Origin of the sequence: Kribbella qitaiheensis, assembly GCF_042657745.1 — a bacterium.
GTDB lineage: Bacteria > Actinomycetota > Actinomycetes > Propionibacteriales > Kribbellaceae > Kribbella > Kribbella qitaiheensis.
In genome coordinates, this window is the sequence record NZ_JBHSKE010000034.1 from 60,034 (window position 1) to 84,633 (window position 24,600).

Genomic DNA, 24,600 nt, shown 5'->3' on the forward strand with positions numbered 1-24,600 from the left:
GCCGGTCTCGGGTGTCGCAGGCTCGTCGGCTGGTCAGCTGAGGACCTTGTCGTCCTTGCTGGTGGTGTGATCGCGGCCGGCGGCACGCCGCTCGGTCTGCTGATGGTCCGTGGTCCGTGGCGCTGGGCAGACCGGGCCACGACGGATCGGACCGCCTCCCAGCCTCCTGCTCTTCCACTGCTTCTCTTCGTAGTCGTAGTAGGTGTCGACGCCTCCGACTGTCATCGATCTCCTCCCGGTCTTCCCCCCGGCTGCTACCCCTGCTGGCTCTCAACAGTCCGTCAGCGGGGGCCACTCGCACAAGCGATTCTTCAACTACCCTCCGACAAACGGACTCTTCGACCGGTATTCGTCCGATTTGTCCAGACTTTTCTGATGGCAAAGGCATTCCGGCCGGATTACGGCGGACTTTCTTCACAGCGCGGAAGAACTCAGGCGGCGAAAACACCCACCCCGTGCCCGGCAATTCGGACACCCTCGGTGACGATCTCGGCCGCGCCGAACGCCATCACCTGGTACGCCGGTACGCCGTCCAGCGGCACCAAAAGCTCGCCCGGATCGAGGTTCACCACCACTCGCAGCGATCCCCGGCGGATCACCAACCATGAGCCGGCCTCGTCGTACGAGATCTCCGCCGACCCCAAGCGGTCGTCCCGCAGGTCATCGCTCCGAGCCCGCAGCGCCAGCAGATCGCGGTACCAGGCGAGCAGTTCGCGATGCGGCGGCTCGTCCAGCTCGGCCCAGTCCAGCACCGAGCTCTGCCAGGTCGCCGGGTCCTGCGGGTCGGGGATGTCCTCGGCGTCCCACCCGTACGCCGCGAACTCGCGGCGACGACCGGTCCGGACGGCCTCGGCCAGTTCGGGCTCGTCGTGATCCGTGAAGTACCGCCAGGGCGTGGAAGCTCCCCACTCCTCGCCCATGAACAGCATCGGCGTGTACGGCGAGGTGAGCACCAGCGCGGCGCCGATCGCCAACTGGCCGGGGGTGAGGTGCGGCCGGTCGCCGAGCGCCCGGTTGCCGACCTGGTCATGGTTCGAGGTGTAGACGAGGAACTCGCCGCCGCGATGCCGCCCTGGATCCACCGGCCGGCCCCAGTCCTTGCCGCGGAAGGTCGAGTACGAGCCGTCGTGCAGGAACACCTCGCGCAGCGTCTTCGCGAAGACCGCCGGCTCGCCGAAGTCCACGTAGTACCCGGCTCGCTCCCCGGTCAGCAGGGTGTGCAGCGCATGATGGAAGTCGTCGCTCCACTGCGCGGTCATCCCGAGCCCGCCCTCGGCCACCGGCTCGACCATGCGCGGGTCGTTCAGATCCGACTCGGCCACCAACCCCAACGGCCGCCCGAGCGAAGCCGACAGCGCAGCGGTCTCCTCGGACAGCTGAGCCAGCAGGTGCTTCGGGCTGTCATCAGCCAGCGCGTGTACCGCGTCCAGGCGCAACGCGTCGAGGTGGAAGTCCCGGAACCAGCGCAGAGTGTTGTCGCAGATCCACCGGCGGACCTCGTCGCTGCCGGTGTCGTCCAGGTTCACCGCCGGGCCCCACGGCGTGGTGTGCCGGGAGGTGAAGTAAGGACCGAAGGAGCCCAGGTAGTTCCCGCTCGGGCCGAGGTGGTTGTAGACCACGTCCAGGCACACCGCGAGTCCCACCGAGTGGCACTGATCCACGAACCGCTGCAGGGCTTCCGGCCCGCCGTAGGACTCGTGCACCGCGTAGAGGTCCACGCCGTCGTACCCCCAGCCGTGGCGACCGGGGAACGCCGCGACCGGCATCAGCGACACCATCTCGACGCCCAGCGCGACCAAGTAGTCCAGGTGACCGGCGGCGGCTTCGAGCGTGCCTTCGGGAGTGAACGTGCCGATGTGCAGCTCGTAGAACACCGAACCGCGCGCATCCCGGCCGGCCCAGTCGGCGTCACTCCACTCATGCAGACCGGTGTCGAAGACCCTGCTGAACCCGTGTACGCCGTCCGGCTGCCACGGGCTCCTCGGATCGGGCATCGGCTCGCTGCCGTCGACGGAGAACGCGTAGTCCGTCCCGTGCCCGGCTTTGGGCACCTCGAGCTCCCACCACCCGCCGTCGTCGGTGTCCGCCATCTTCAGAGCCCCGCTGCGCAACACCAGCGAGACAGCAGAAGCGGCGGGTGCCCAGACGGTGAAGGTGTGCATCCATCAACTCCTGGTCAGCAGTGCGACTGGGAGATCCGCGAGCAGGTCGTGGATCCGGGCCGCTCCACTACCCACGGACCGGCCGGTCAACACGTCCCGCCACTCACCCTCGGGCAGCACGACCGTGCTGTCACCCCAGCCACCCAGGCGATGCAGCGCCACCGGCAGCCGGGTCGCGATCGTCACCACCGAGTCTCCCCGGGCAAAGGCGACAGCGTGGCCGCTGGAGGTCGGCAGCGGCGTGTAGCTCCCGGCGAAGGCCTCGGGTTGCTGCCGACGCAACCGCAGAGCCCTCGACGTCACCAGCAGCTTCTCGTCCGACAACCCGTCCGGGTTGGCGCCGTCGTCCAGCCGGGTCAGCCGCTCGAGCCGTCGCAGGTAGTCCACCGGCCGCCGGTTGTCCGGGTCCACAAGTGACAGGTCGACGAACTCGCTGCCCTGGTAGACGTCCGGAACACCCGGCATCGTCAGCTGGACGAGCTTCTGCCCGAGCGTCGCCGCCCGGACGAACTCCGTCTGCGCGGCGGCGAACCGGCGTACAGAGTCCAGCAGGGCCTCGTCGGCCAGTACTGCGGTCGCGAAGGCGGCGACGGACTCCTCGTACTCGGCGTCCGGCGAGGTCCAACTGGTGTGCCGCTTCGCCTCGCGGATCGCCTTCTGCAGGTAGGCCTGCAGCCGGTCCTCGGCGAGCGGGCCGTGGTCCCAGGTGCCGAACAGCGTCTGCCACAGCAGGTACTCCGTGCTGCCGTCGAGCGCAGTGTCCCGGTAGTCCGCGGACAGCGAGCGCCAGTGCCGGACGGCCTCAGTCCAGGCTCCCGGCTGTTCCGACAAGACGGCCAGCCGGGCCCGCACGTCCTCGGAGCGCTTGGTGTCGTGCGTGGACAGCGTGGTCATGGTGCGCGGCCAGCGATCGTTCAGCCGGGCCGCGTAGGCGTGGAACTCCTCCGGCGATACCCCGAAGTGCTCCGGGTCGCCGCCGACCTCATTGAGCGCGGTGAGCCGGAACCACCGGTAGAAGGCGGTGTCCTCGATCCCCTTCGCCATCACCGGGCCGCAGGTCTGCTGGAACCGCACGATCAGCTCGTGCCGCGCGTCCTCGTCGATCCGGCTCGCAGTACCGGCTTCGCGGCCGAGCAGGAGGTCCCGGACCAGTTCGAGGGTGTCCTGCAGTTCCTCGTCCAGGTGGCGCCGGGCCAGCTCGGTGGCGTGCTCCATCGCCATCACCGCGGTGTGGTCCGGCGGCTCACCCGGTACTACGTAAGCGCGGTACCGGTCGAAGTTCACCAGCAGCTCGACGACCACCTCGTGGAAGGCCCGGCGGGTGTGGTCGCGCAGCCGCACGTCGTCCTGGCAGATCCGGGCCAGGAGCTCCACGAGCCGGTGGACCTCGGCGTACTGGCCGTGCTTCACCACCTCGCGCTTGGCCTGCTCTACCACCGGAGCGAAGTCGGCCGGCTCGCCGGTGAGCTCCGAATGGAACGCCGACAGCGGCGCTGCCCCCGACGGGTCGACGAAGAGGCCGCCGACGCGCAGGAGAGCGTCGTACCCCGTGGTGCCGGCGCAGGGCCAGTCGGAGGGCAGCTCCTCCTCGCCCTCGAGGATCTTCTCCACCACGACCCAGGCACCACCAGTGCGCTCGGCCAGCCGGCGCAGGTAGCCGCGCGGATCGGCCAGACCGTCCGGGTGGTCGATGCGGAACCCGTTGAGCTTTCCCTCGTGCAGCAAGGAGAACAGCAACGCGTGGGTGGCCTCGAAGACCTCCTGGTTCTCCACCCGGACAGCGGCCAGCGTGTCGACGTCGAAGAAGCGCCGGTAGTTCAGCTCCTCGTCGGCGACCCGCCAGTGCGCCAGGCGGTACCACTGCTCGGTGACGAGTTCCGCGATCGGCAGGTTCTCCGTGCCGGGTCGCAGCGGGAACTCGTGGTCGTAGTACCGCAGCACGTCGCCGTCGACCGACAGCTCACCGTCCGCGAGCACCTTGCCGATGCGGTGGCCGAGCACCGCCATCAGCAGCGGCTGGTTCCCCGCGCCCCAGTCGACGTCGAACCACTCCGCATAAGGCGAGCTCGGCCCGTCCCGCAGTACGGACCACAGCGCCTTGTTGAGCCGTGCGGGCGTCGGCACCGCGACATGGTTCGGTACTACGTCCGCGATCGCGCCCATCCGGTGATCCGCGAGCTTCGCGGCGAGCCGCCCGAAGGCGGGACGCCCGCCGGCCGCCTGCGACAACCTGCTGTGGTCGACCACGTCGTACCCGTGGGTGGAACCGGGTGCGGCCTGCAGGATCGGGGACAGGTAGGCGTGCGAGACCCCCAGGCTGTGCAGGTACGAGACGACCTCGGCGGCGTCGTCGAACCCGAACCCGGCATGCAGTTGCAGCCGGTACGTCGCCTGCGGGACCGCGGTCATCCGGTCGCCTGACGGGGGCGGGTCAGGACCAGCATGCCGTGGGCCTCGATCCGGATGGTGCTCCCCGCGGGGTGGTCCTCCTCGTTGACACGACCGGTCGGCCTGATGGTATCCACCACCACCGTCCACGCGTCGCCGTACTCCTTGGTGGGCAGCAGGAAGTCCTGCGGCTCGTAGTTGCTGTTCAGCAGGATCATGAACGAGTCGTCCACGACCGGCTCTCCGCGCGGGTCCGGCTCCGAGATGGCGTCACCGTTGAGGAACACGGCCACCGCGCGGGCGTCGTCCCGGCTCCAGTCGCTGTCCTGCATCTCCTGGCCGTCGGGGGTGAACCAGACCAGATCGCCCAGTCCGTCGATCCCTGTGTCGCCGTGGAAGAACCGGCGGCGCCGCAGTACCGGGTGCTCGTTGCGCAGCCGGACCAGGTCGCCGGTGAACTCCAGCAGGTCCTGCTGCTCCTCCGTGAGGTCCCAGTTCACCCAGGCGAGCTCGTTGTCCTGGCAGTAGACGTTGTTGTTGCCGCTCTGCGTGCGGCCGAGTTCGTCGCCGTGGGCGAGCATCGGGACACCCTGCGAGATCAGCAAGGTGGCCAGGAAGTTGCGCTGCTGCTTGGACCGCAGCGCGCGCACGGCGGGATCATCGGTCTCACCCTCGGCACCGCAGTTCCAGGAGCGGTTGTGGCTCTCGCCGTCGTTGCCGCCCTCGCCGTTGGCCTCGTTGTGCTTCTCGTTGTAGGAGACCAGGTCGCGCAGGGTGAAGCCGTCGTGCGCGGTGACGAAGTTGATGCTCGCCAGCGGGCGGCGGCTGTCGTCGCGGTACAGGTCCGACGAGCCGGTCAGCCGGGAGCCGAACTCGGCCAGCGTGTACTTCTCGCCACGCCAGAAGTCGCGCACGGTGTCGCGGTACTTGCCGTTCCACTCGGTCCACAGCGGCGGGAAGTTGCCCACCTGGTAGCCGCCGTCGCCGACGTCCCACGGCTCGGCGATCAGCTTCACCTGGCTGACGACCGGGTCCTGCTGGACCAGGTCGAAGAACGCCGACAGCCGGTCCACCTCATGGAACTGGCGGGCCAGCGTGGACGCCAGGTCGAACCGGAACCCGTCCACGTGCATCTCGGTGACCCAGTAGCGCAGCGAGTCCATGATCAGCTGCAGCACGTGCGGGTGCCGCATCAGCAGGCTGTTCCCGGTGCCGGTGGTGTCGTAGTAGTGCGTCTTGTTCGAGTCCACCAGCCGGTAGTAGGCCGCGTTGTCGATGCCCTTGAACGACAGCGTCGGGCCGAACTCGTTGCCCTCGGCGGTGTGGTTGTAGACGACGTCGAGGATCACCTCGATGTCGGCCTCGTGCAGCGCCTGGACCATCGTCTTGAACTCGGTCACCTGCTGGCCCCGGCCACCCAGCGACGAGTAGGCGTTGTGCGGGGAGAAGAAGCCGATCGTGTTGTAGCCCCAGTAGTTCGACAGGTTCCGCTCCTGCAGGTGCCCGTCCTGGGCGAACTGGTGCACCGGCATCAGCTCGATCGCGGTCACCCCGAGCTCCTTGAGGTGCTCGATGATCGCCGGGTGCCCGATCCCGGCGTACGTGCCGCGGATCTCCTCCGGCAGCCCCGGGTGGGTCTTGGTCAGGCCCTTGACGTGCGCCTCGTAGATCACCGTCTCGTGGTACGCGTGACCCGGCGGGCGGTCGTTGCCCCAGTCGAAGAACGGGTTGGTGACGACCGAGAGCATGGTGTGCTCGCGGTTGTCCATCGTGTTCGGCTCGGTGGGCTTGTCGAACCGGTAGCTGAACAGCGACTCGTCGCCGTCCACCTGCCCGTCGATGGCCTTCGCGTACGGGTCCAGCAGCAGCTTGGACGGATTGCATCGGTGCCCCTCGGCGGGGTTGTACGGCCCGTGCACGCGGTACCCGTACCGCTGCCCGGGCTGCACCGCCGGCAGGTACGCGTGCCACACGAACCCGTCCACCTCGGTCAGCTGGACCAGTTGCTCAGACCCGTCATCACCGATCAGCGCCAGGTCAACACGCTCAGCAACCTCCGAGAACACCGCAAAGTTCGTACCGGAGCCGTCATACGTAGCTCCGAGTGGATAAGGACGACCAGGCCATTTCTGCACTCGACGACGGTACCCACCCCTACCCCCACCCGAAGAACACCGGGGCCTTTTGCCCCCGCAAGTTAACCCACCAGTGACCCCTTCGCGCCCCTCGAACGCCTCTTACCGGATGACGGAGTACTGCGCTGGCGCAAACGCGCTGGTCAGATCTTCCAGCCGGAAGCGGGGAACGGCCAATCGGGTCCGTCCCAGCGAGCGGGGCCTGCTATTGCTAGTCGGTTGAGGATGTTGAGCAGGCGATCGTGACCGGCCAAGCGCCTCGGGGCGTGGGTGAGCAGCCAGTTGGTCAGGTCGCGGAGCTTTTCTTCCTCGCGGTCAATGGTTGGCCAGGGCAGGTCGTCTGACAGCAGGGTGAGGCCCCACTCATTGACCAACTCGGCGAGACGCCGGGTGGCCAGGGGGTGGTCGAGCGTCTCCCAGATCGCGAGCCAAGGGTTGACTCTGCCCGCCGCCTCAGTGCAGAGGGCAAACGCTTCGTGGGCCGGCGGAGCGACGGCTGAGGTGAGACAGTGCGCCCACCACGCCTCCAGAAAGGTACGAACTGCTGCTGCTTGATCGGTCGGCCATTGCTGCCAGTGCGCCCTGCCGATCGACTCGCCCAGATGTGACAGGTCGTAATCGTCGACGCCACCATCGACCATTGCGGCGGCGAGCTGGGGCAGGACCCGGCGCAGTATGGACGCTTGGTCGTCCCAGTCCGGGGCCCACATCGTACGGCGGAGCAGGTCAGGGTCCAGCTCGACGTCGGGAACCTTGAGGCTGGCCAATTCCTCCTCGCTGCCCCAGTGGCATTCGCACTGGATCTCGTCGGCACGAGCGGTCATCCCGCGGAAGGTGCTGGTCAGGCGGTCCAGCGCCTCGTCCAAAGCCTGCGGATCCGATGGGTCGGTCATGGAGGTCAGCCTTTCAGACTGCGGGTCTCGGGGCAGGTGACCATCCACAGCCCCAGCTTCACGCTCATCACACCCCCCGGTGTGTTGCCCTGGGCAAGTTCGCGCACTGCGCGACTTCCTCGTCTGACCACGGCTCGCCGTCGAATTGACCAAGAAAGGAACCTGGAATGGAGAGTGGCAGCACCGGGGCCACGTTAGTGCGCTCGCGCACGGCCTTGCGCGGCGGCGCGTTGTCCGTTGCGGGATCGTCAATCGGTCCGGCTGCGGAGGCTCTGCGCCAGGGTGGGGATCATCACCGTCGCAGCGACGAGGTGTAGCGCGAGGAGGGCGATGGTGGTGGCGGTGTTTGCCCCGGCGAGGAGGGGCGCGACCAACGAGATCGCGGTCAGCGACACTGCCGTCCACACGAATCGCTTGGCGGGGCGAGCGCTCCAACGAAGAAGAGCGACGGCAATGACGATGCCCACGACCGAGAAGAAGCCGGTCACCACAGCGAACCCGGACATCGGGATCGTCTCGCCACCCTCGGGGACCTCGAAGTCGACGCCAACGGCCTGGGCAAGCGCAGCGGCGAGGGTGGTGGCCACCATCGCTACGAGCGTGGCAATGACGCCGGTGCCGGCGAGCCCGCGGAGCCGGTGGGTGTGGCTGGTCTGGCCCGATGCCGGGCCTGCGACGGCCCCGGTGTCATTCATCCTGTTCATGTCGTTCCTCCATCATTCGGTAGCTGGCGTACGGGGTGTGTTGACTGGCATGTGACGGTCCTGGCCCTGAGGGTGACGATGCGCACCCTCGCCGTGCGACGGCCGGGGTTCCGCAGGGCGCGGACGCCCGTGCCGCGGAGCCAGAACCCGGCGTCGCGTCCGAGGACCGGCCCGGGCTCGCCGTTGCGCAGCTCCAGTTGCACCCGCCCGTGGGTGACGACGCCGAACGCGTCGCACCACTCCGCAGCGACCACCGCGACACGCGCGCCACCGCGCAGCGCGAGCGTCCACACCGGGACTACTCCGTGCCGTCGGCCAGCAGGCGCTCCGGCAGCCCGAGTCGCGGGAACTGGTCGTCGTGGAACGTGACGATCTCGGTGATCGCCCCGCCGGTGACGCGCAGGACGTCGATCGTCAGCGGCAGGTACGCGCCCTCCTGCTCCCGCCATTGGTAGAAGGCGACGGCGGGCTGCCGGTTCACGGAGGTGAGGACGGCGCGCAGGTGCTTCATGCCCTCGAAGCCGCTCTCCACCCAGTCGTTCACGACCGCGTCGCGGCCGACGTACAGGCCAGGCGTGGGCGGCATCGAGCAGCGGACGTCGTCCCGCAGCAGTGCGGCGATCCTGTCGATGTCCGTGGCCACGCTGGCGTCGGTATAGCGGCGCACCAGCTCGCGCGTCCCGGCGTCCTCCTCGCCGCCGCCCCAGTCCTGCCGCTCTGCGGGCAGATGCTCCCGCATACCGGCGCGGGCCCGCTGCAGCGCGCTGTTCACGGAGTTGACAGAGTCCCCGAGGAGCTCCGCGACATCTTTCGCCGGCCAGCCGAGCACGTCCCGCAGGATCAGCACGGCCCGCGGGCGCGGCGCGAGGTGCTGGACTGCGACCAGGTAGGCCAGCTCGATCGTCTCCCGCGCGACGGCGACGGTCTCCGGCTCGTCCGCATCGCCCGCGGGCAGCTCCTCGAGCAGCCGGTCCGGGTAGGGCTGCAGCCACAGCACCTCGCCGCCGGTCGCGGGCTCCGGGCGGCACTTGGCAAGCAGGTCCAGGCAGGCGTTGGTGGCGATCCGGTACAGCCAGGCCCGGAACGTCGACCGCCCCTCGAAGGTCTCCCGCCGCCGCCAGGCACGGAGGAACGTCTCCTGCACGGTGTCCTCGGCATCCTCGAACGACCCGAGCATCCGGTAGCAGTGCACGTGCAACTCCCGCCGGTGCCGCTCCACCAGCCCCGAGAACGCCGACTCGTCGACCTCGCCCAGCCCGCTCCCGCCCAGATCGCTCACGCCCAGCTCCTCCAGCCGCGTGTCCGCACTCATCTCGTCATCCTTCCGTCTCGTCGTGTCCGGTTGTAGGTATGACGGGTGCGGGCGCGACAACTCATCACTAGGGTCGGTCGGCATGGCTGAGCGTTTTCCTCCTTAGCAGGTCGGGTTCTCGACGTGGTGGAGAACGAGGATGACCTGCACCATTGCGGTCGTCCGGGAAGCGGCTGCAGCGCAGCGAGCAAGGTGATCGCCTCGCGGATATAGCGCCAGGCGGTGGCAACCCCGACCTGGAATCCGGCGGCCAGGCGGGTGAGGCGTCGCCGTTGCGCAGGTGGGCCAGGGCGAGCAGGGCCTGCCGGGGTCGAGTCGACGCCAACGGGATCGTCGCTGGTGGCGGTGGGTGCGGATCAGGTCGGCGAGGTGGTTCAGCGATTGCGGGGGCCAGCGTGACCGAGCCCGTTGTCGCCTCCGCAAAGGTGAACTCCCCGAGACTCACCCAGGTGCCGGCGCCCGTCGTCTGGTTCACCGGCTTGCCAACAGGGGCACCGCCAGTACTAACCGAGTACGGCGCCGCGGTCGACGCACCCGCCACCGACGGGTACCGCACATAGACGGTGTACTTCCCATCAGCCGGCACATTCAACTTCCACGTGTGCTTGTCCGTGCTACCAGCCGCCGCAGCATGAGTCCGGTAGTTCGTACCGCCACATCCGGTTCCACGACTACGCCACTCGGCGGCGACCATCCTGGAGCAGGGAGTGGAACTCGTCATGATCAAGGAAACTCCTCGGCCACGCCCACATCGGCGTCACCGCCACCGTCTACGCCCACGTCCGGCTCCGCCTCCAGCGCGACGCCATCGACCTCCTCGGCCGCGCACATCACAACCCCGCCGAGATCCCGGGCCAGCCCGACGATGGCGACACCCCACCGCTTTGCGCAGTCCCCGTCCGCTGACGTTGCCGTCAACTACTGCCGTCACGAGCCCCAGAGGCCCCGCCGGATTCAAGCATTTCCGGCGGGGCCTCTGACTTCAGTCTCTATCTCAGTCGGATCTGGCTCGCCTCGCTGAGGTTATTCCGCGTTGCGCGTTTCCCGATCCGTCAAGAACGAATTAAGTTCATCGAAGAGAACGGTAACCGCTCGGCCGCTTTCACCATGCGAGGCCGCAACCCAGAAGTCGTTGACCTCACCCGGGTAAGCGATTCTGATCACCAGAACCTGCCACGCGAGATTTGCGCCAAGATCTGACCTCACAGCTAGCCATTCACGAAATCCTTCGAGGAATTTCCATTCGGTTGCGGCATCCATGCCGGTCACAAATGCAGCCACCTCGCCGAATGTGGTCAAGCCATACAGGTGAGGACGTCTACGCACGTCAGCAAGCCTGTCACGGAGATCCATGTCGTCACCGGACTGGTGACGGCTGATTCTCGGCGCTCTCATCGCCCCCTGCGACGGAAAGCCGGCCCCAGCAGTCTCTGCGCCTCCAGAGGCCTGCTTCAGTTCTTTGGGTTGGTAGCCCAGGCCGGGTGAGCCGACGGCGGCGTTGCGGTATCGCCAGCGGGCGGGACCCTAGTCCCGCCCGCTGTGTTCTTGAAGCCGTGTGACACCTTGCTGCGATGACACCGAACCTATTGGCTAGTGTGAAGAGGATCATACGCGACCAGTTGGTATTGTTCAGCCAGTTGCCATACTCGATCCATTTTCGCCACATCATTCGCATGGATGTTGACGACTACATACTTTTTCAGGTCTTCGGGATCGAAATCTGGGTCACTTTCGAAAGGCTCGATCGACTCTTCCAAGTCAGGCCAATAATCGAGCAGGAACTCCCGAAACTCCAGAACATCCGAACTGGGTTCGAGCCTTGCCGAGATGCCGTCCCCGAGATCTTCGTAGATCTCGCGGACCGTTCCCTGGCCAGACTTCCAGAACGCATAGTCGAGCCCCATTGGAACCTCCTCGCTCATTTCGATGCAACCTAAGAATAGCATTGACAGTTCACGTCAAAGCGCCAGACCTGGGTCTTCCAGCCCAGGTTCTCCTCGATCCATGCATCCTTCTTGCGCTCCCGGCTCGGATAGTTGGACCCATTACCCTTAATCTCGTAGAGATCGAATCCGCCGCGGTCGTTCTCCCCTGCAATATCAACCCTCCGCACACCGTGAGGTGTCCAAATCTCAAATTGGGAGTGCATCTTGTTGCCCGGGTATTGCTTACCGAGGATGTCTTCTGCGCGCTGTTGCGCGACCGCCCCGATGTCGTTCGAATGAGGGCACCTTGCATTGTGAACGAGTACCGGCGCGTCGCCGGCGAGCACATAGTACGTGTGGATGTCGTCGACGGTGAGGTTGTAGGCCGGCGCGACCCTCTGCGAGGCATGGCGGATGCCCTTGACGCGGACCTTTTGGCCGTCTGCGGTCAGCAGCTGGTCACCGGGATCGAGTTGATCCGCGCGCTGGAACCTGCCGTCGGTGGCGTTCCAGAACGGGTGGTCCTCCGTTGTGGTGAGGGTTCCACTATCGGTCTCCAACTCCAGGACCGTGTCCGCATGAACCCACTGCCGCGTCACCAGGCGCGGGCCACGCTCACCGGTTTCAGGGTCGGTGGCGAGTACCTCGTCGCCTTCTTCCACCTGCGAGATCGGCTTGCGCGATCCGTCGGCCATCTCGACAAGCGTCTCGCCGCTGAAGCTGCAGGCGCCTCCATCAGCTCGTTTTCCAATGCCGCCTGGGACGGTCTCCGGCCCTCCACCGATCCGCACCCCACCGCCATCGGAGCCAAGCTCTAGGCCAGGAATCTTCCCCGGGCTGTACGGGCCGCAGGTAATTCCGGACTGCTGACACAAGTCATCGGCGAACTGTTTCGAGAAGAACACGTCCGAGGCGCCGCATAAGTGGTCGCCGCCGCTGCTCCCGACGTGTGTGTACCCGTCGTTGCAGCCGATCGCGTACTCGGGGCCCTGACCGACTTGCCTTGACTTCACCGCCTGGAAGGCCTTTTCGTACGTAGCCTTGTCTTCCGCGGCCACGTCGCGGTTACCGATTCTGTCCTCGACCGGAACAACCGACAGATCCCCACCACCACCGGCCGACAACGACTCGTTGATGTGGCCATCCACCTCAACGCGGCTGATCGGGTTGCCACCGGCGAAGGCGTAACGGTTGCCGTTCCAGGGGTCGGTGGACAGATTGAGGTCGCCCAAGGCCCCGGAATAGGCGTCGCGTGTCAGGAAGCGGTTCAGGCCCGGGGAGTAATCGCGGAACCCCATGTCGTAGGACTCCGACGACTGATCCCAGCGCTTCGCGTTGAAGCGGTAGACGTTGTACGGCTCCTTGCCCGGGTTCTGGGCCTCGGGCTTGTCCACACCGGTGAAACGGTCATCGTCATTCTTGCCGTACGCCGTGTAGCCGTACGTCGAACGCGTGTCACCGCCCTCCGTCGTCAACGTCTCCACATCGGAGTGCGGGTTGTAGCCGTAGTACGAATCCTCCGAAGTGCCGTCGGCCTTGAACTTCACCTGCGACAGACGAGAACCCCAGGCCGAATACTGGTATGACGCGGTGACCTTGCCAGCGACCTCCTCGGACAGCACCTCACCCGACAGACCGAGGTAGGAGAAGCTGGTCGTCTTGGTTCCTTCGACCTTCGAACTGGTCCGGTCCAGGGCATCGAAGCTGGTCTCGGTCGTCTTGGTGGTGCCGTCGTCCTGCAGCTTGCGGTGCTTGATGATGCGGTCGTAGCCGTCGTAGGTGTTGCGCTCGATCACCTTGCCGGCCGAGGAGACCTGCGACAGGCGGCCGAACGGGTCGTAGGTGTACGACGCCGCCGTACCGTCGCTGGTGGCGGTGAGCAGCCGGTTGCGGTCATAGGTGAACGTGGTGGCGGCGTTCTTCACGACCTGGGAGATCACGTTGCCGGCAGCGTCGTGGTTGTAGGTCTCCGTCGACAGTACCGTCGCGCCGGCCGCGTCCTTCTTCTCGACCTTCGCGATCCGGTCCAGCGGGTCGAAGGTGTAGGCGAACACGTTCTCGAGATACGCCGCATGGTTGTCGGCGTTCTGGACCTTCGCGGTGTCCTTGATCCGGTCACCGTTCGGCGAATACTCCATCGCGTGCTGCGAGACCAGCGTGCCGTTCGACTTCTTCTCGATCTGGGCGGAGACCAGGCCGTCGAGGTAGTAGTCGGAGTCGACCGTGTTGCCGTTCGCCTTGGTCTCCACATCGGTCTCGCCGCGCGCCGTGTAGGTGTAGCCGGAGATCTTCGGCGCAGTGTCCGTTGCCGACTTGCCGTTCTTCACCTCGTCGACCAGATCGCGGGCGTCGTAGGTGTAGGACGAGAACTGGTCGTCCTTGTCGGCCGCGTCGTCGAAGGACCGGGTAACGGGAGCGCCGTTCTCGTTGTAGGTGTACGTCGTGGTCTTGAGGAGCGCGGTGCCCTTCTTCTCCTCGACCTTCGCCACCTGGTTCAGCCCGTTGTAGCTGACGAGGTAGTCGCTGACCTTCGCGCCCGGCTGCGTGTCGGTGATCTGCAGCAGGTTGCCGTTGGTGTCGTAGGTGTAGGTGAAGTCCTTCTTCTCCGCGTCGGTCTCGCCGGTGTTGTCGCGGACCACCTTGACCGCGTCGGCGACAACCGTCCCGGTGGTGGCCGGTGTCAGGGAGACCGAGCCTGTGGTCGCCTCGGCGAAGGTGTATTGGCCGAGGCTCACCCAGGTACCTGCGCCCGTCGTCTGGTTGACCGGCTTGCTGACAGGAGCACCGCCAGTGCTGACCGAGTACGGCGCTGCCGTGGAAGCCCCAGTCACGGCCGGGTACCTGACGTAGACGGTGTACTTCCCGTCGGCCGGCACGTTCAACTTCCACGTGTGCTTGTCCGTGCTACCTGTCGCCGCAGCATGCGTCCGGTAGTTCGTGCCCTGGAAGCCCGTACCGGTGGACGACAACGCCCACGTTCCGGCGACGTCCACATCACCGGTGTCGGAGTTGTCCACCAGCGACACGTCCAGCCCGACCGGTACGCCGTCGTCGCTGCGGGACTTCAGCTTCCCGTCGGGGAAGAAGTTCCACGCCATCGTGCGCGAGGACGAACCGCCCGCGCTGGTCAACGTCCGCGCGGTCTGCTGACCGAGATCGTTGTAGCCGTAGGTCGCGGCGATCTCCCACGGATCGGTGCTCGACTTCACCCAGCCGTTGTCGAAGTAGCTGTACGACGTGTCGTTGCGGACGGTCTGCCCCTCGGAGGCCGGCGCGCTGACCTTGGTCACGTTGCCGATCTCGTCGTACGTCATCACCGTCTTGTCCGGCGTGTTGTACCGCGCGTCGTCCTTGTCGTAGGGCGACACCTTCTCCTTCGGCCGATTCAGCGCGTCGTACACGGTGACCTGGGCGAAGTCGTCCGGATCGTCGGTCGTCTCGACCCCGCGCGGCGTGATCACCTTGGTCTGGTTGCCGACCTGGTCGTACTCGACCTGCGTGGTCCGGTACACCACGTTGCCGGAGGCATCCTTGGTGTGCGGAGCCTTGACCTGGATCGCCTTGCCCCGCTCATCCAGCGTGACCAGCGTCTTGTTCCCGTCGGCATCCGTCGTGCTGACCACGTTGCCGTCGCGGTCGTACTCCGTAGAGGTGCTCTTGCCCAGGGCATCGGTCGCCGTCTTCGGGCGGTGCGCCTTGTCGTAGGTGGACTTCGAGGTGTAGTCATCCGGGTCGGTCGACTTGGACTTGCGCGGGTCGACCACCGTCACGACGTTGCCAACCTCGTCGTAGGAATAGCTGATCTTGTCGTTCTGCGCGTTCGTGACCGACAGCAGCTGGTACACCGGGTCGTAGGAGTAGGACGTGACGAAGTCCGTCGTGTCCGGGGTGAGCGATCCCTTGGGCTCGGTCTGCCGGAGCAGGTTGCCGACTACGTCGTACTCGTACTTCGTCTCCCGGTCCGGGTCCGTCGTCAGGTCCTTCGGCGCCTTCGACGAGATCAACTGGTCCGCGTCGTCGTAGGCGTTGGTGCTGATCGCGCCGTTCGGAGCGGTCGCCTGCGTCACGTTGTCGTTGGCGTCGTACAGCGGCGCCGGAGTGGTGATGTAGAGGTTCGCCTGCTGGTCCTTCGGAACCTTGCTGGTCAGCGGCCGGCCGAACAGGTCGTAGGTGTAGGTGCTCGTCTTGATCTTGGCGTCGGTAACAGTCAGCACATTGCCCCGGACGTCATAGGTGAAGTCAGTCGACTTCGTCAGGGCATCGGTGATCTTCGTCGGGTAGCCCGTGTCGTGGTACAGCGAGTACGTCGTCGTGTTGTTGTTGGCGTCCGTCGAGGTCTTGAGCTGACCGAGCGGGTCGTAGGTGTACTTCGTGACGTAGTCGTCGGCCGTCGCGGTGGCGTTGCCCTTGGGGTCGGTCACCGAGGTGAGGTTGCCGAGCGGGTCGTAGCCGAAGGTCCAGGTTCGTCCCTCGGGGCTGACCTTGCGGATCAGCTCGCCGTAGAAGCCGTTGCCGCCCACGTTGTAACTCAGGACCGTGCCAGGCGTCCCGTTGGCGTTGGCCTCGGCATCCTTGATCGTCAGCGGGAAGCCGGTCTTCGGGTCATAGGTCCAGGTGCTACGGGCTCCGTTGGCCTCCTCCAACTGGGTGACGTTGTGGTCGTCGTCCCAGCTGAGCTTGGTGGTCTCGTTCTTGGCGTTGGTCGTCTGGACAGGCCGCCCGAAGCTGTCGGTCACGTACTTCGTGGCGCGCGGAGTCGCATCGGTGACCGTCGTCTCCACGGTCGATCCGGCGGCGGGGACGTAGCCGAACGTCGTCGTCTTGCCGAGCCGGTCAGTCAGCTTCTCGAGCTTCCACTTGTCCTTGGGATCGGTAGTCGCCTCGAAGTACGACAGGTTGGTGGACTTGCCCCGCGGGTCGGTGATCCGGACCAGCTTGGTGTTCTTGTTGGTGTTGGTGGCGTCATAGACGAACTTGAACGTCTTCGCCGCGGTGGAGCCGGCGCCGTCCACCATCTCCGCCATCAGGCCCTTGTCGGAGTAGGTGAACGTCACCTTCCGGCCCGAGATGTCGGTGATGGACTCGACCTGGTCGATGATCTTCGGGTTGGTCAGGTTCGTCGCGGCCGTCTTCACCCCGGCGTCGTTGATGTAGCTGTACGCCTGGCCCTTCTCGAAGTAGTCGAGGCTGAGCGTACGGCGCCCGGCCGCGTCGGCGATGTAGTCCAGGAACTTGACCGGCTTGTTGGCGCTCTTGCGCTCCTCGTAGGTGAAGCGCGTCTCGTTGCCGTTCTTGTCCTTGATCACCGACTGGAAACCCTGGTCGTCGAAGAAGAACTGGGTGCGGTCCGGCCGGGTCAACGACCAGGCGCGGTTCACCGAGGTCTTGTTGTCCGGTGGGTCCGCGATCTTCTGCAGGTACAGGTGCACGCCCTTGGGGTGGTCGTAGTCCCACTGGTCTCATCGGTCGTGCCGTGCTTGTTCAGCGCGAAGGTGTGACTGGTGCCGTCCCCGTCGGTCAGGGTGATGTCGGTCGGCCACTTCTGGCCCCGCGGGTGGAAATCGAGCGCCGACCCGAGGCGGTTCAGCGTGGAGGTCGACAGCGACCAGCCGAAGCCCATCGAGGACGCCGACGTGTCCAGGCTGTTGTACGTCATCCGCACGAAGGTGGACGCGCCACGGCTCGGGTTCGACAGCGCGTTGTAGCCGAAGGCAACGTTTCCGGTGGCCAGGTTCACCATCGCCGACGAGCCGGCGCCGGTGTTCTTCCCGGCGTACTGGTAGAACTTCTCCAGCCCCAACTGGTCCGACGTCGGGTCCTCGACGGCGGCGTTCTGGTCGAGCGTTCCGACCCCGCCGGTGGTCTTCGAGAGCCAGGCACCTGTCACCTTGTTGCGCAGGTCCCACTCGAGGACGAAGTCTTCCCGCTTGTTGCTCGGATCACCCGCGACCGGACTCTTCACCTGTGCGCTCACCTTGACCGCGGCACCGGGCGCGAGGTCGGCCGGCAGCGCAGTGTCCAGACGGTTCGCCGCCGAGGTCACCTCGGTGCCGTCCGGCAGCGTCCAGTGGTACGACAGCGCGTAGTCCGAGGACTTCAGCGCGAAAGCCTGCGTGTTGGTGACCGTCACGTCGACCGAGTACTGCGCCGCGGGCTCCTGCCGTTGCGGCGTCTTCGGCGCGTGGTACGCCGACTCCGGGGTCTTCGTCAGGTAGGTGACCTTCAGCAGTGGCCGGAGCAGCGGCTCGGCAGCCTCGGCGCTGAGGAACAGCCCGTGTCCGGTGGTTGTCTCCGTGGCCTGCTTGACCAGGAAGCCATGCTCACTCCCGGGAGTGTTCACCCAGTTCTGCACGGCCGTCTTGGCCTGCCACCAGTGCCAGGTCGGGTCCGGTCCCATGTTCGCGGACGGCACGTAGTCCAGGGATGCGCCGAAGGAGCCGCCGGCAGTGGTCCACGCGGTGGTCGAGTTGATCTTCTGCCACGTCGTCGACGACTCGGTGAAGGTCTGGTTCAAAGCGTGGGCGTTGAGCTGGGCCGCGCCTCCTTCGTAGTGCGCCTTCCACAGTCCGAGCTTGGCGTCGAGGATGGTGGAGCCTGCCGGGATGGAGGAGCTGACCGTCCCGAAGTTCACCACGGCCCGGGTCTTGCCGTAGGTCGCGTTGTTGCCGACCTCGAGCCAGGCCTTGCCCTCGATCTTGTCCAGATTCGTCGCGAACTGGACGCTCGACAACGTCGAGTCGGCCGCGTTCTGGAAGTACTTCACCACCTGGCCGGCCTTCGGCAGCCGCGCGAGTTGCGTCGCCGACGGTGTCAGCCCGCCGTCCTTCGTCTTGACCGCGACCTGGTAGTAGTACCCGTCGCCTTCGTCCGACGTGTCGTCGGCCGGAGTCGGCTCCGCACTGGTGTCGACAAAGGTCGTCGTTCCGGTCGCGACCGGCGCGACCAGGGTGTCGGCGGTCGGCGTGAAGTTCTGGAAGATGCTGCGGTGGACCTGGTACTCGACGATGTCGTCGGCCGTGCTGGTGCTCGGGTCGGCGTACGCGCTCCAGTTCAGCGTAGCGCCGGTCGCGGCGATCGTCGTCGGCGTGCTGAGGGTGACTCCGGGCCGTCCGTAGGTGATGACGAGCTTGGGACGGTTGGCGTGCCGATGCACGTCCGAGCCGTTGTAGGCGTACTCGCTGGCCTGATAGACCGGTCCGCCCCGGCCGAGCGTCTCGTCCGTCGCCTTGACCACGAGGCCGTTGTTCGGGTTGCCGTCGAGCCAGTACTGCACCGCGTTGCGCACGCTGAACGTATGCCAGACGCTGCTCTCGCCGGCATCCTTCGTTTCGTAGGCGCGCTTGATCAGCCGCATCGTGTCGGCGGTCGTGACCTTGCCCGCGACGTCACCCATCGTGATCCGGTAACCGCCGCCCACGTTGAACGGCAGCGAGCCGAGGGACTTCAGAACATTCCCGGTTCCTTGCGTCTGATCGACCGTGTAGTTCGACGTTCCCCCGCCGTGCAGGACGCTGTACGGCGTGTTTGTCGCGCGATCGGCGCCCTGCAGATATCCCGCGTAGACGTCGTAGTAGCCGGTCTCGGTGACGTCGGGCATCCAGGTGAACGACGATCCAGTCGCAGCGTCGTTCTGGTACTTGTATCCGCCGCCGTCAGCCGCTGCCGACGTACCGGAGAGCCAGGCACCGACCATCGAGGTCTTGGTGGTGTAGCTGTCGTCGACGTACGACATGTTGTAGCTCAGGCTGCCCAGGGTGGTGTTGACGGTCGAGTTCCAGTTCACCGTCGACTCGGTCCAGGCCGAAGCACCCAGGCGGGCCTCCAACTGGACAGCGTTCGCGTTGGTCTCGAACGACTGGTCAAAGTAGAGCTTGAGCTGCGCGGAGTCGACCGGAGTCCCCGGCGGCACGCTGGAAAGGTCGAACTTCAGCAGGCTCCGGCGCTTGGCCGAGGCGGTCGTACCGGCGTACAGGCCGGTGATGCCGCCGTAGTTGGTGGTCGGCGCGCCGGAGTCCACCATCGCGTCCTGGGCCTGTTCAGGAGCCGGTTCGATGGCGATCGTCGGATCGATCACCACCGGGAACTGCCGGTCGGCGCTGTTCAGCCAACTGGCGTCCGCGCACGGTGATGTCGATGTTGGCTCCGCGCTGGGTGACGGTCTGCGTCACCTTGTCGCTGAAAGCCTTCCCGTACGGCGACGCCGCGTCGTCCCGGGCATCGGTCATGAACGGCCGCGGCATCGTGAACAGCGGCCGGCCGACCCCGCTCTGCGGGGAGAAGACGATTGAGCCGTCCGGCTGCTGCACGGCCTTCACGCCGGCCAGCTTCAGGCTGAAGCGGTACGTCGGATCGGCCGGCGCCGACGCCAGGACGATGCTCTCCTTCAGCTGGTCCGGCCCGACCTGGTAGACCAGATCGGCATCGCCGAACACGTCCGGGTAGGTGACCGTGTCGCCGGAGACCTTCGGCGTCAAAGCCTTCGAACCGTCCGGAGCACCCACGGTCAGTCCACGGCCGTCGAGGTCGAACCGGACGAGCTGGTCGGCCCGATTGCCGAAGAAGCTGCGGAAGCTGTTGGTCTCGTTGGCGAGGCCGAACCCTGCCGTCCGGCTGGCCTTCACCGTGGTGTCGATCGGTTGCAACGTGCCGTCCGCGGCCTGGAAGTTGACCGGCTCGCTGGACAGCTCCGCCTCCGTCCGGCCGTCCGCCAACTGGAACACCTTGCTCGTCGGCGTCCTGCGGGCGATGAGCTCCTTCACCCGTCGGCCATCCCTCTTGACGGGCGACGGAGCCTGCTCGTTGCTGGCGACCCCGGCGGGCAGGACGGCGTTCAGCTCGGGGTTCGGTTGATTCGACTGACTCCGCCAACCCTGCAGGTCAGCGGCGGCCGATGGTTTCGGCGACTTCGCGGAGGTGGCGAAGGCCTGCACCTGCAGGCCTGACAAAAGCAGCGCGGCAGTGACAGACAAAGGGACGAGGACACGGCGGACGCGCGACATGGGCGGGGGCTCCTTCGTGCTACCCGGGGGCGCCTCACGGTGAGTCACCGAACCCCGGATCCAGGGCATTTCCACTCGGGGGCGGCCGAGCGCAGAGGAGCGTGGTTCATGGATTGGCCGTGCGCCAGACCTACTCCGCGGTCATGTCACAACCTGCAACTTTGTAACGTTCCAAGCGTTTTCCCGATCACGCGCGACGGATCCCTGCAATCGATAGCAGCTCGGACGGTGCGCCAGAGAACAGGCGGTGGGGGGTGTGGCGGTCATGAGGCCAGAACACGTTCGGTGTAAGAGATCTGACTGTATGTAACGGACTGCGGGGTAAGCTTCGAGGCGAGTAGGATCCCGCGCTTGTGAAGCCCTTCCCCGCCCGGAAGCCGGTTTTCGTGGACTCGTCCGGGCATCGTCATCGCAAGATTCGTCGACTCGGGCTCGTAGTCGCCATCCCGGCGGTCGGGTATCTGGTGCTGCTGGCCAGCAGCGTGCTGGGCGGACCCCAAGTCGATACGCCGCTGATCCCGCTGCCGGAGGCCGCCAAGCAGCAACCCGCTCCCAAGGTCAAGACCACCCAGCAACCGGTGGACACCCCCGAGCCCGGCGACGAGGTCAGCACTTCGGAGACGACCGTGCGCCCGGTCACCGAAGATTCGGACACTCCCTCACCGGGTGAACCCCCGACGAGCACGCCGGCATCCTCGGCTCCCACTGTCGCACCGCCGACCACCGGCACCAGCGCAACACCGACCACCAGCACCAGCACCCGCACCACCCCGAGCACCACGCCGACGGTCACCCCAGTGACGCCGAGCGGAACGCCCGGGCACGGTAAACCCACCGAGCCGCCCGGACAGACCAAGACCCCCGGTAAGCCGTGAGCCGCGCCCGCAGAGCACGCCAGGTCCCACTGCGGACCCACTGGGTCATGCTCACGGTGCTCCTGGTCTGCCTGTCAGGCGCGCTGATGTTGCACGGGTACACAAATCACCTCTACGGCACAGCACCCGACGGCGCGGCGACGGCCGGCGGCCCGCACGACGCAGTACCGGCTGCCATCGCGAAGGGCGGTCCGGTGATCGACGCCGGTACAGCGACGGCCCGGTCGGCACGGCCCAAGCCCCGGACGATCGCGATCACATTCGACGACGGCCCGGATCCGGTCTGGACCCCGAAGGTGCTCGACCTCCTGAAAGCCCAGAAGGTCAAGGCGACCTTCTTCGTGATCGGCACCCAGGTCGCCGCGCACCCCGAGCTGACCCGCCGCATTATTGCCGAAGGCCACCAAATCGGCCTGCACACCTTTACCCACGCGAACCTCAGCACCATCCCGGCCTGGCGGCGGTCCCTCGAACTGCGGCAGAGCCAGTTGATCCTGGCCGGCGCCACCGGAGTCAGTACGCCGCTGCTGCGGCCGCCGTACTCATCCGAGCCGAGCGCCCTCACCAACGCCGACTGGTCGTCGATCGAGTGGGCGCGGTCCGCCGGGTACCTGACGGTGCTGACCACGCAGGACAGCGAGGACTGGCGTCGGCCCGGCACGGCACAGGTGATCGCCAACTCCACCCCCAAGGGCACGGCCGGCCAGGTACTGCTGATGCACGACGCCGGTGGCGACCGCACCCAGACGCTGGCCGCGCTGCAGAAGCTGATCCCCACCCTCAAGGCCCGTGGCTTCCGGTTCGCCACCGTGAGCGACACCGTGGCCCTGCCGCAGCCCGTCCAGCCGGTCGGTGCGGTGGAACGCGGCCGCGGGATGGCCGTGATCGGCGCGATGCGGCTGAGCGATGGCACTCTCGACGTACTCGGCTGGCTCCTGTACGGCGCGGGCGCATTGAGTGTGTTGCGCGCGGTGACGACGGTGATCGCGGCGAAGCGGCACGCGCGCGAGCGGTACTGGTCGTGGGGCGAGCCGATCACCGAGCCGGTCTCGGTGATCGTGCCGGCCTACAACGAGTCGGCCGGGATCGAGGCGGCCGTGCGGTCGCTGGTCGCCTCGGATCATCCGGTCGAGGTGATCGTCGTGGACGACGGCTCGAGCGACGGCACCGCGGATCTGGTCGAATCGCTCCGCCTCCCCGGCGTCCACGTGATCAGGCAGCAGAACGCGGGGAAACCGGCCGCGTTGAACACCGGCCTGCAGGCGGCGTCGTACGAACTCGTGGTGATGGTCGACGGCGACACCGTCTTCGAGGAGGACGCGGTGCGGATGCTGGTCCAGCCGTTCGCCGACCCGTCCGTCGGGGCCGTCTCCGGTAACGCGAAGGTCGGCAACCGCAAGGGCCTGCTGGGCCGCTGGCAGCACATCGAGTACGTGGTCGGCTTCAACCTGGACCGCCGGTTGTTCGACCTGGCCGAGTGCATGCCGACCGTGCCTGGTGCGGTCGGCGGGTTCCGGCGCAGCGCGCTGCAGCGCATCGGCGGGCTGAGCGACGTGACGCTGGCGGAGGACACCGACCTGACCATGGCGTTGTGCCGTGACGGGTGGCGGGTCGTCTACGAGGAGCGGGCTCGCGCCTGGACCGAGGCACCGGCCAGCCTGGGCGCACTGTGGCGGCAGCGGTACCGCTGGTGCTACGGCACGCTGCAGGCGATGTGGAAGCACCGCGGCGCCTGGATCCAGCGAGGACAGTCCGGCAAGCTCGGTCGGCGAGGACTGACCTACCTGTTTCTCTTCCAGGTACTGCTCCCGCTGCTCGCTCCGGTAGTAGACGTGTTCGCGCTCTACGGACTCGTGTTCCTCAACCCGCTGCGAGTGGGTCTGGTCTGGGCCGGTTTCATGGCTCTGCAGCTCGGAATGGGCCTGTACGCCTTCCGCCTGGACGGCGAGAAGCCCGGCCCGCTGTGGAGTCTGCCGCTGCAGCAGTTCGTCTACCGGCAACTGATGTACCTGGTGGTCATCCAGTCGGTCTTCACCGCACTGGCAGGCTCGCGCCTGCGCTGGCAGCGGATGGAGCGCTACGGGAGTCTCGCCGTCCCACCTGCGTCCGCTGACGCCACCCGCTGAGGGCGGGGCGAAGGATTTCCCTGGTTCCGGGGCTTTTACCGGCTGATCGCTTCCGGATCCGGGAATCCACTCGCATGATTCCGGGCAACCGGCCGCCCGCCCTGCGGCCCGAACCTCAGGAGCGCGTCCCATGCGATCTTTCACTCCCCGTCCCCGCGCGCTGGCGGTGCTGCTGGCCGGCACCGCGCTCGCTTTCAGCCCACTCGGTGGGTCAGCGACTGCCAAACTGCCGGTCGACCAACCGGCCGGCGTAGCCGACTGCTTCACGCCGAGCGGAGCCTCCGCCAAGGGCGGTCATGGACCTGACACGCGCGACATCTCCGCCGCCGAGCAGAAGGCGATCGAGGCCCGCACCGCCCAGCTGCTCAAGGCGAAGGCGGCCCGCGGCGTCGGAGTACCGAAGGGTGCTCTCGCTGCCGCGACCGTGCCCGTCTACGTCAACGTGATGCGCGACGCGGCCGGCAACGGCGACGTCACGGACACTCAAATCGCCCAGCAGATCGCGGTGCTGAACAAGACGTTCGGCGGCCAGGAGTCGTCGGCGGCGGCCAACACCGGCTTCACCTTCTCGCTGGCCGGCACCTTCCGCTACAACAACAACCAGTGGCACCAGGACAAGCAGAGCTCCACCTACCGCAAGCAGACCCGCAAGGGCGGCAAGAACGCCCTCAACATCTGGCTGGTCGACTTCGCCTACCTCGGCATCGCGACTTTCCCGTGGGACTACGCCCGGCAGCCCGGCATCGACGGGATCCGGGTGCAGTACACCTCACTGCCCGGCGGTTCGGCGACGAACTACAACCTCGGTGAGACCGCCACGCACGAAGCCGGCCACTGGTTCGGGCTGTACCACACGTTCCAGGGCGGTTGTACGGCCACGAACGACGAGGTTGCCGACACCCCGGCACAGAGCAGCCCGACCAACGGCTGCCCCACAGGTCGTGACTCGTGCTCGCTGCCGGGTCTGGACCCGATCCACAACTACATGGACTACTCCTACGACTCCTGCTACAACCAGTTCACTCCGAACCAGAGCAGCCGAATCAGCAGCATGTGGACGGCGTACCGCGCCTGACGAACT

16 protein-coding genes and 2 pseudogenes are annotated in these 24,600 nt (G+C 66.7%); 3 read left to right on the forward strand and 15 right to left on the reverse strand.

The window, feature by feature from the left end; translation table 11 throughout:
* Positions 1-33 precede the first annotated feature (33 nt).
* The 15 genes and pseudogenes from ACFPJ1_RS22820 to ACFPJ1_RS22890 all read right to left on the reverse strand — a co-directional run bounded on the left by ACFPJ1_RS22820 (position 34) and on the right by ACFPJ1_RS22890 (position 20,488).
* Complete coding sequence (locus ACFPJ1_RS22820; RefSeq protein ID WP_132189278.1) at positions 34-225, reverse strand: hypothetical protein; 192 nt, start codon at positions 223-225, stop codon at positions 34-36.
* Between the two features lie 206 nt (positions 226-431).
* Complete coding sequence (treZ, locus tag ACFPJ1_RS22825; RefSeq protein ID WP_380106811.1) at positions 432-2,162, reverse strand: malto-oligosyltrehalose trehalohydrolase; 1,731 nt, start codon at positions 2,160-2,162, stop codon at positions 432-434.
* Between the two features lie 3 nt (positions 2,163-2,165).
* Complete coding sequence (treY, locus tag ACFPJ1_RS22830; RefSeq protein WP_380106813.1) at positions 2,166-4,571, reverse strand: malto-oligosyltrehalose synthase; 2,406 nt, start codon at positions 4,569-4,571, stop codon at positions 2,166-2,168.
* Entirely contained in the window at positions 4,568-6,685 is a 2,118-nt protein-coding gene (gene glgX / locus ACFPJ1_RS22835; protein WP_380106815.1) for a glycogen debranching protein GlgX, read from the reverse strand. The genes treY and glgX overlap by 4 nt, the downstream gene beginning before the upstream one ends.
* A 143-nt stretch (positions 6,686-6,828) precedes the next feature.
* Positions 6,829-7,551: a hypothetical protein gene (locus ACFPJ1_RS22840; RefSeq protein ID WP_380106816.1), complete on the reverse strand. Its 723-nt coding sequence runs from the start codon at positions 7,549-7,551 to the stop codon at positions 6,829-6,831.
* A gap of 275 nt (positions 7,552-7,826) precedes the next feature.
* Complete coding sequence (locus ACFPJ1_RS22845) at positions 7,827-8,282, reverse strand: DUF6069 family protein (RefSeq protein WP_380106818.1); 456 nt, start codon at positions 8,280-8,282, stop codon at positions 7,827-7,829.
* Positions 8,283-8,580: 298 nt separating this feature from the next.
* Positions 8,581-9,594: an RNA polymerase subunit sigma-70 gene (locus ACFPJ1_RS22850; protein ID WP_380106820.1), complete on the reverse strand. Its 1,014-nt coding sequence runs from the start codon at positions 9,592-9,594 to the stop codon at positions 8,581-8,583.
* Positions 9,595-9,773: 179 nt separating this feature from the next.
* Positions 9,774-10,017, reverse strand: a pseudogene (locus ACFPJ1_RS22855) (transposase family protein); the annotation flags it as partial.
* A gap of 25 nt (positions 10,018-10,042) precedes the next feature.
* Positions 10,043-10,315, reverse strand: a pseudogene (locus ACFPJ1_RS43340) (golvesin C-terminal-like domain-containing protein); the annotation flags it as partial.
* A gap of 2 nt (positions 10,316-10,317) precedes the next feature.
* Positions 10,318-10,512 (reverse strand): hypothetical protein, encoded by a 195-nt coding sequence (locus ACFPJ1_RS22865; protein WP_380106821.1) that lies wholly within the window; start codon positions 10,510-10,512, stop codon positions 10,318-10,320.
* Positions 10,513-10,617: 105 nt separating this feature from the next.
* Positions 10,618-10,875, reverse strand: coding sequence for a hypothetical protein (locus ACFPJ1_RS22870; protein ID WP_380106822.1), 258 nt, complete (start codon positions 10,873-10,875; stop codon positions 10,618-10,620).
* Positions 10,876-11,177: 302 nt separating this feature from the next.
* A complete protein-coding gene (locus tag ACFPJ1_RS22875; protein ID WP_380106824.1) occupies positions 11,178-11,498 on the reverse strand; it encodes a hypothetical protein in 321 nt (106 codons plus the stop codon).
* Between the two features lie 29 nt (positions 11,499-11,527).
* Positions 11,528-16,948 carry a golvesin C-terminal-like domain-containing protein gene (locus ACFPJ1_RS22880; RefSeq protein WP_380106828.1) on the reverse strand — a complete coding sequence of 1,807 codons (5,421 nt, stop codon included), beginning with the start codon at positions 16,946-16,948 and terminating at the stop codon, positions 11,528-11,530.
* Entirely contained in the window at positions 16,894-19,596 is a 2,703-nt protein-coding gene (locus ACFPJ1_RS22885; RefSeq protein ID WP_380106830.1) for a DNRLRE domain-containing protein, read from the reverse strand. Before ACFPJ1_RS22885 ends, ACFPJ1_RS22880 begins: the two co-directional genes overlap by 55 nt.
* Entirely contained in the window at positions 19,556-20,488 is a 933-nt protein-coding gene (locus ACFPJ1_RS22890) for a hypothetical protein (RefSeq protein WP_380106832.1), read from the reverse strand. Before ACFPJ1_RS22890 ends, ACFPJ1_RS22885 begins: the two co-directional genes overlap by 41 nt.
* Positions 20,489-20,871: 383 nt before the next feature.
* Here ACFPJ1_RS22890 and ACFPJ1_RS22895 point away from each other — a divergent pair, with 383 nt between their 5' ends.
* The 3 genes from ACFPJ1_RS22895 (at position 20,872) to ACFPJ1_RS22905 (ending at position 24,594) form a co-directional block, all read left to right on the forward strand.
* On the forward strand, positions 20,872-21,393 hold the full coding sequence (locus ACFPJ1_RS22895) for a hypothetical protein (RefSeq protein WP_380106834.1): 522 nt from the start codon (positions 20,872-20,874) through the stop codon (positions 21,391-21,393).
* A 47-nt stretch (positions 21,394-21,440) separates the two neighbouring features.
* Positions 21,441-23,519 (forward strand): bifunctional polysaccharide deacetylase/glycosyltransferase family 2 protein, encoded by a 2,079-nt coding sequence (locus ACFPJ1_RS22900; protein WP_380106836.1) that lies wholly within the window; start codon positions 21,441-21,443, stop codon positions 23,517-23,519.
* Positions 23,520-23,649: 130 nt separating this feature from the next.
* Positions 23,650-24,594, forward strand: a complete 945-nt coding sequence (locus ACFPJ1_RS22905; RefSeq protein ID WP_380106838.1) for a zinc metalloprotease — start codon at positions 23,650-23,652, stop codon at positions 24,592-24,594.
* Positions 24,595-24,600 lie beyond the last annotated feature (6 nt).

Bases quoted from the DNA above. Each gene is read 5' to 3' on its own strand.
- ACFPJ1_RS22820 (WP_132189278.1), bottom strand. From the start codon at position 225: ATGACAGTCGGAGGCGTCGACACCTACTACGACTACGAAGAGAAGCAG.
- treZ (WP_380106811.1), bottom strand. From the start codon at position 2,162: ATGCACACCTTCACCGTCTGGGCACCCGCCGCTTCTGCTGTCTCGCTG.
- treY (WP_380106813.1), bottom strand. From the start codon at position 4,571: ATGACCGCGGTCCCGCAGGCGACGTACCGGCTGCAACTGCATGCCGGG.
- ACFPJ1_RS22845 (WP_380106818.1), bottom strand. From the start codon at position 8,282: ATGAACAGGATGAATGACACCGGGGCCGTCGCAGGCCCGGCATCGGGC.
- ACFPJ1_RS22850 (WP_380106820.1), bottom strand. From the start codon at position 9,594: ATGAGTGCGGACACGCGGCTGGAGGAGCTGGGCGTGAGCGATCTGGGC.
- ACFPJ1_RS22875 (WP_380106824.1), bottom strand. From the start codon at position 11,498: ATGGGGCTCGACTATGCGTTCTGGAAGTCTGGCCAGGGAACGGTCCGC.
- ACFPJ1_RS22900 (WP_380106836.1), top strand. From the start codon at position 21,441: ATGCTCACGGTGCTCCTGGTCTGCCTGTCAGGCGCGCTGATGTTGCAC.
- ACFPJ1_RS22905 (WP_380106838.1), top strand. From the start codon at position 23,650: ATGCGATCTTTCACTCCCCGTCCCCGCGCGCTGGCGGTGCTGCTGGCC.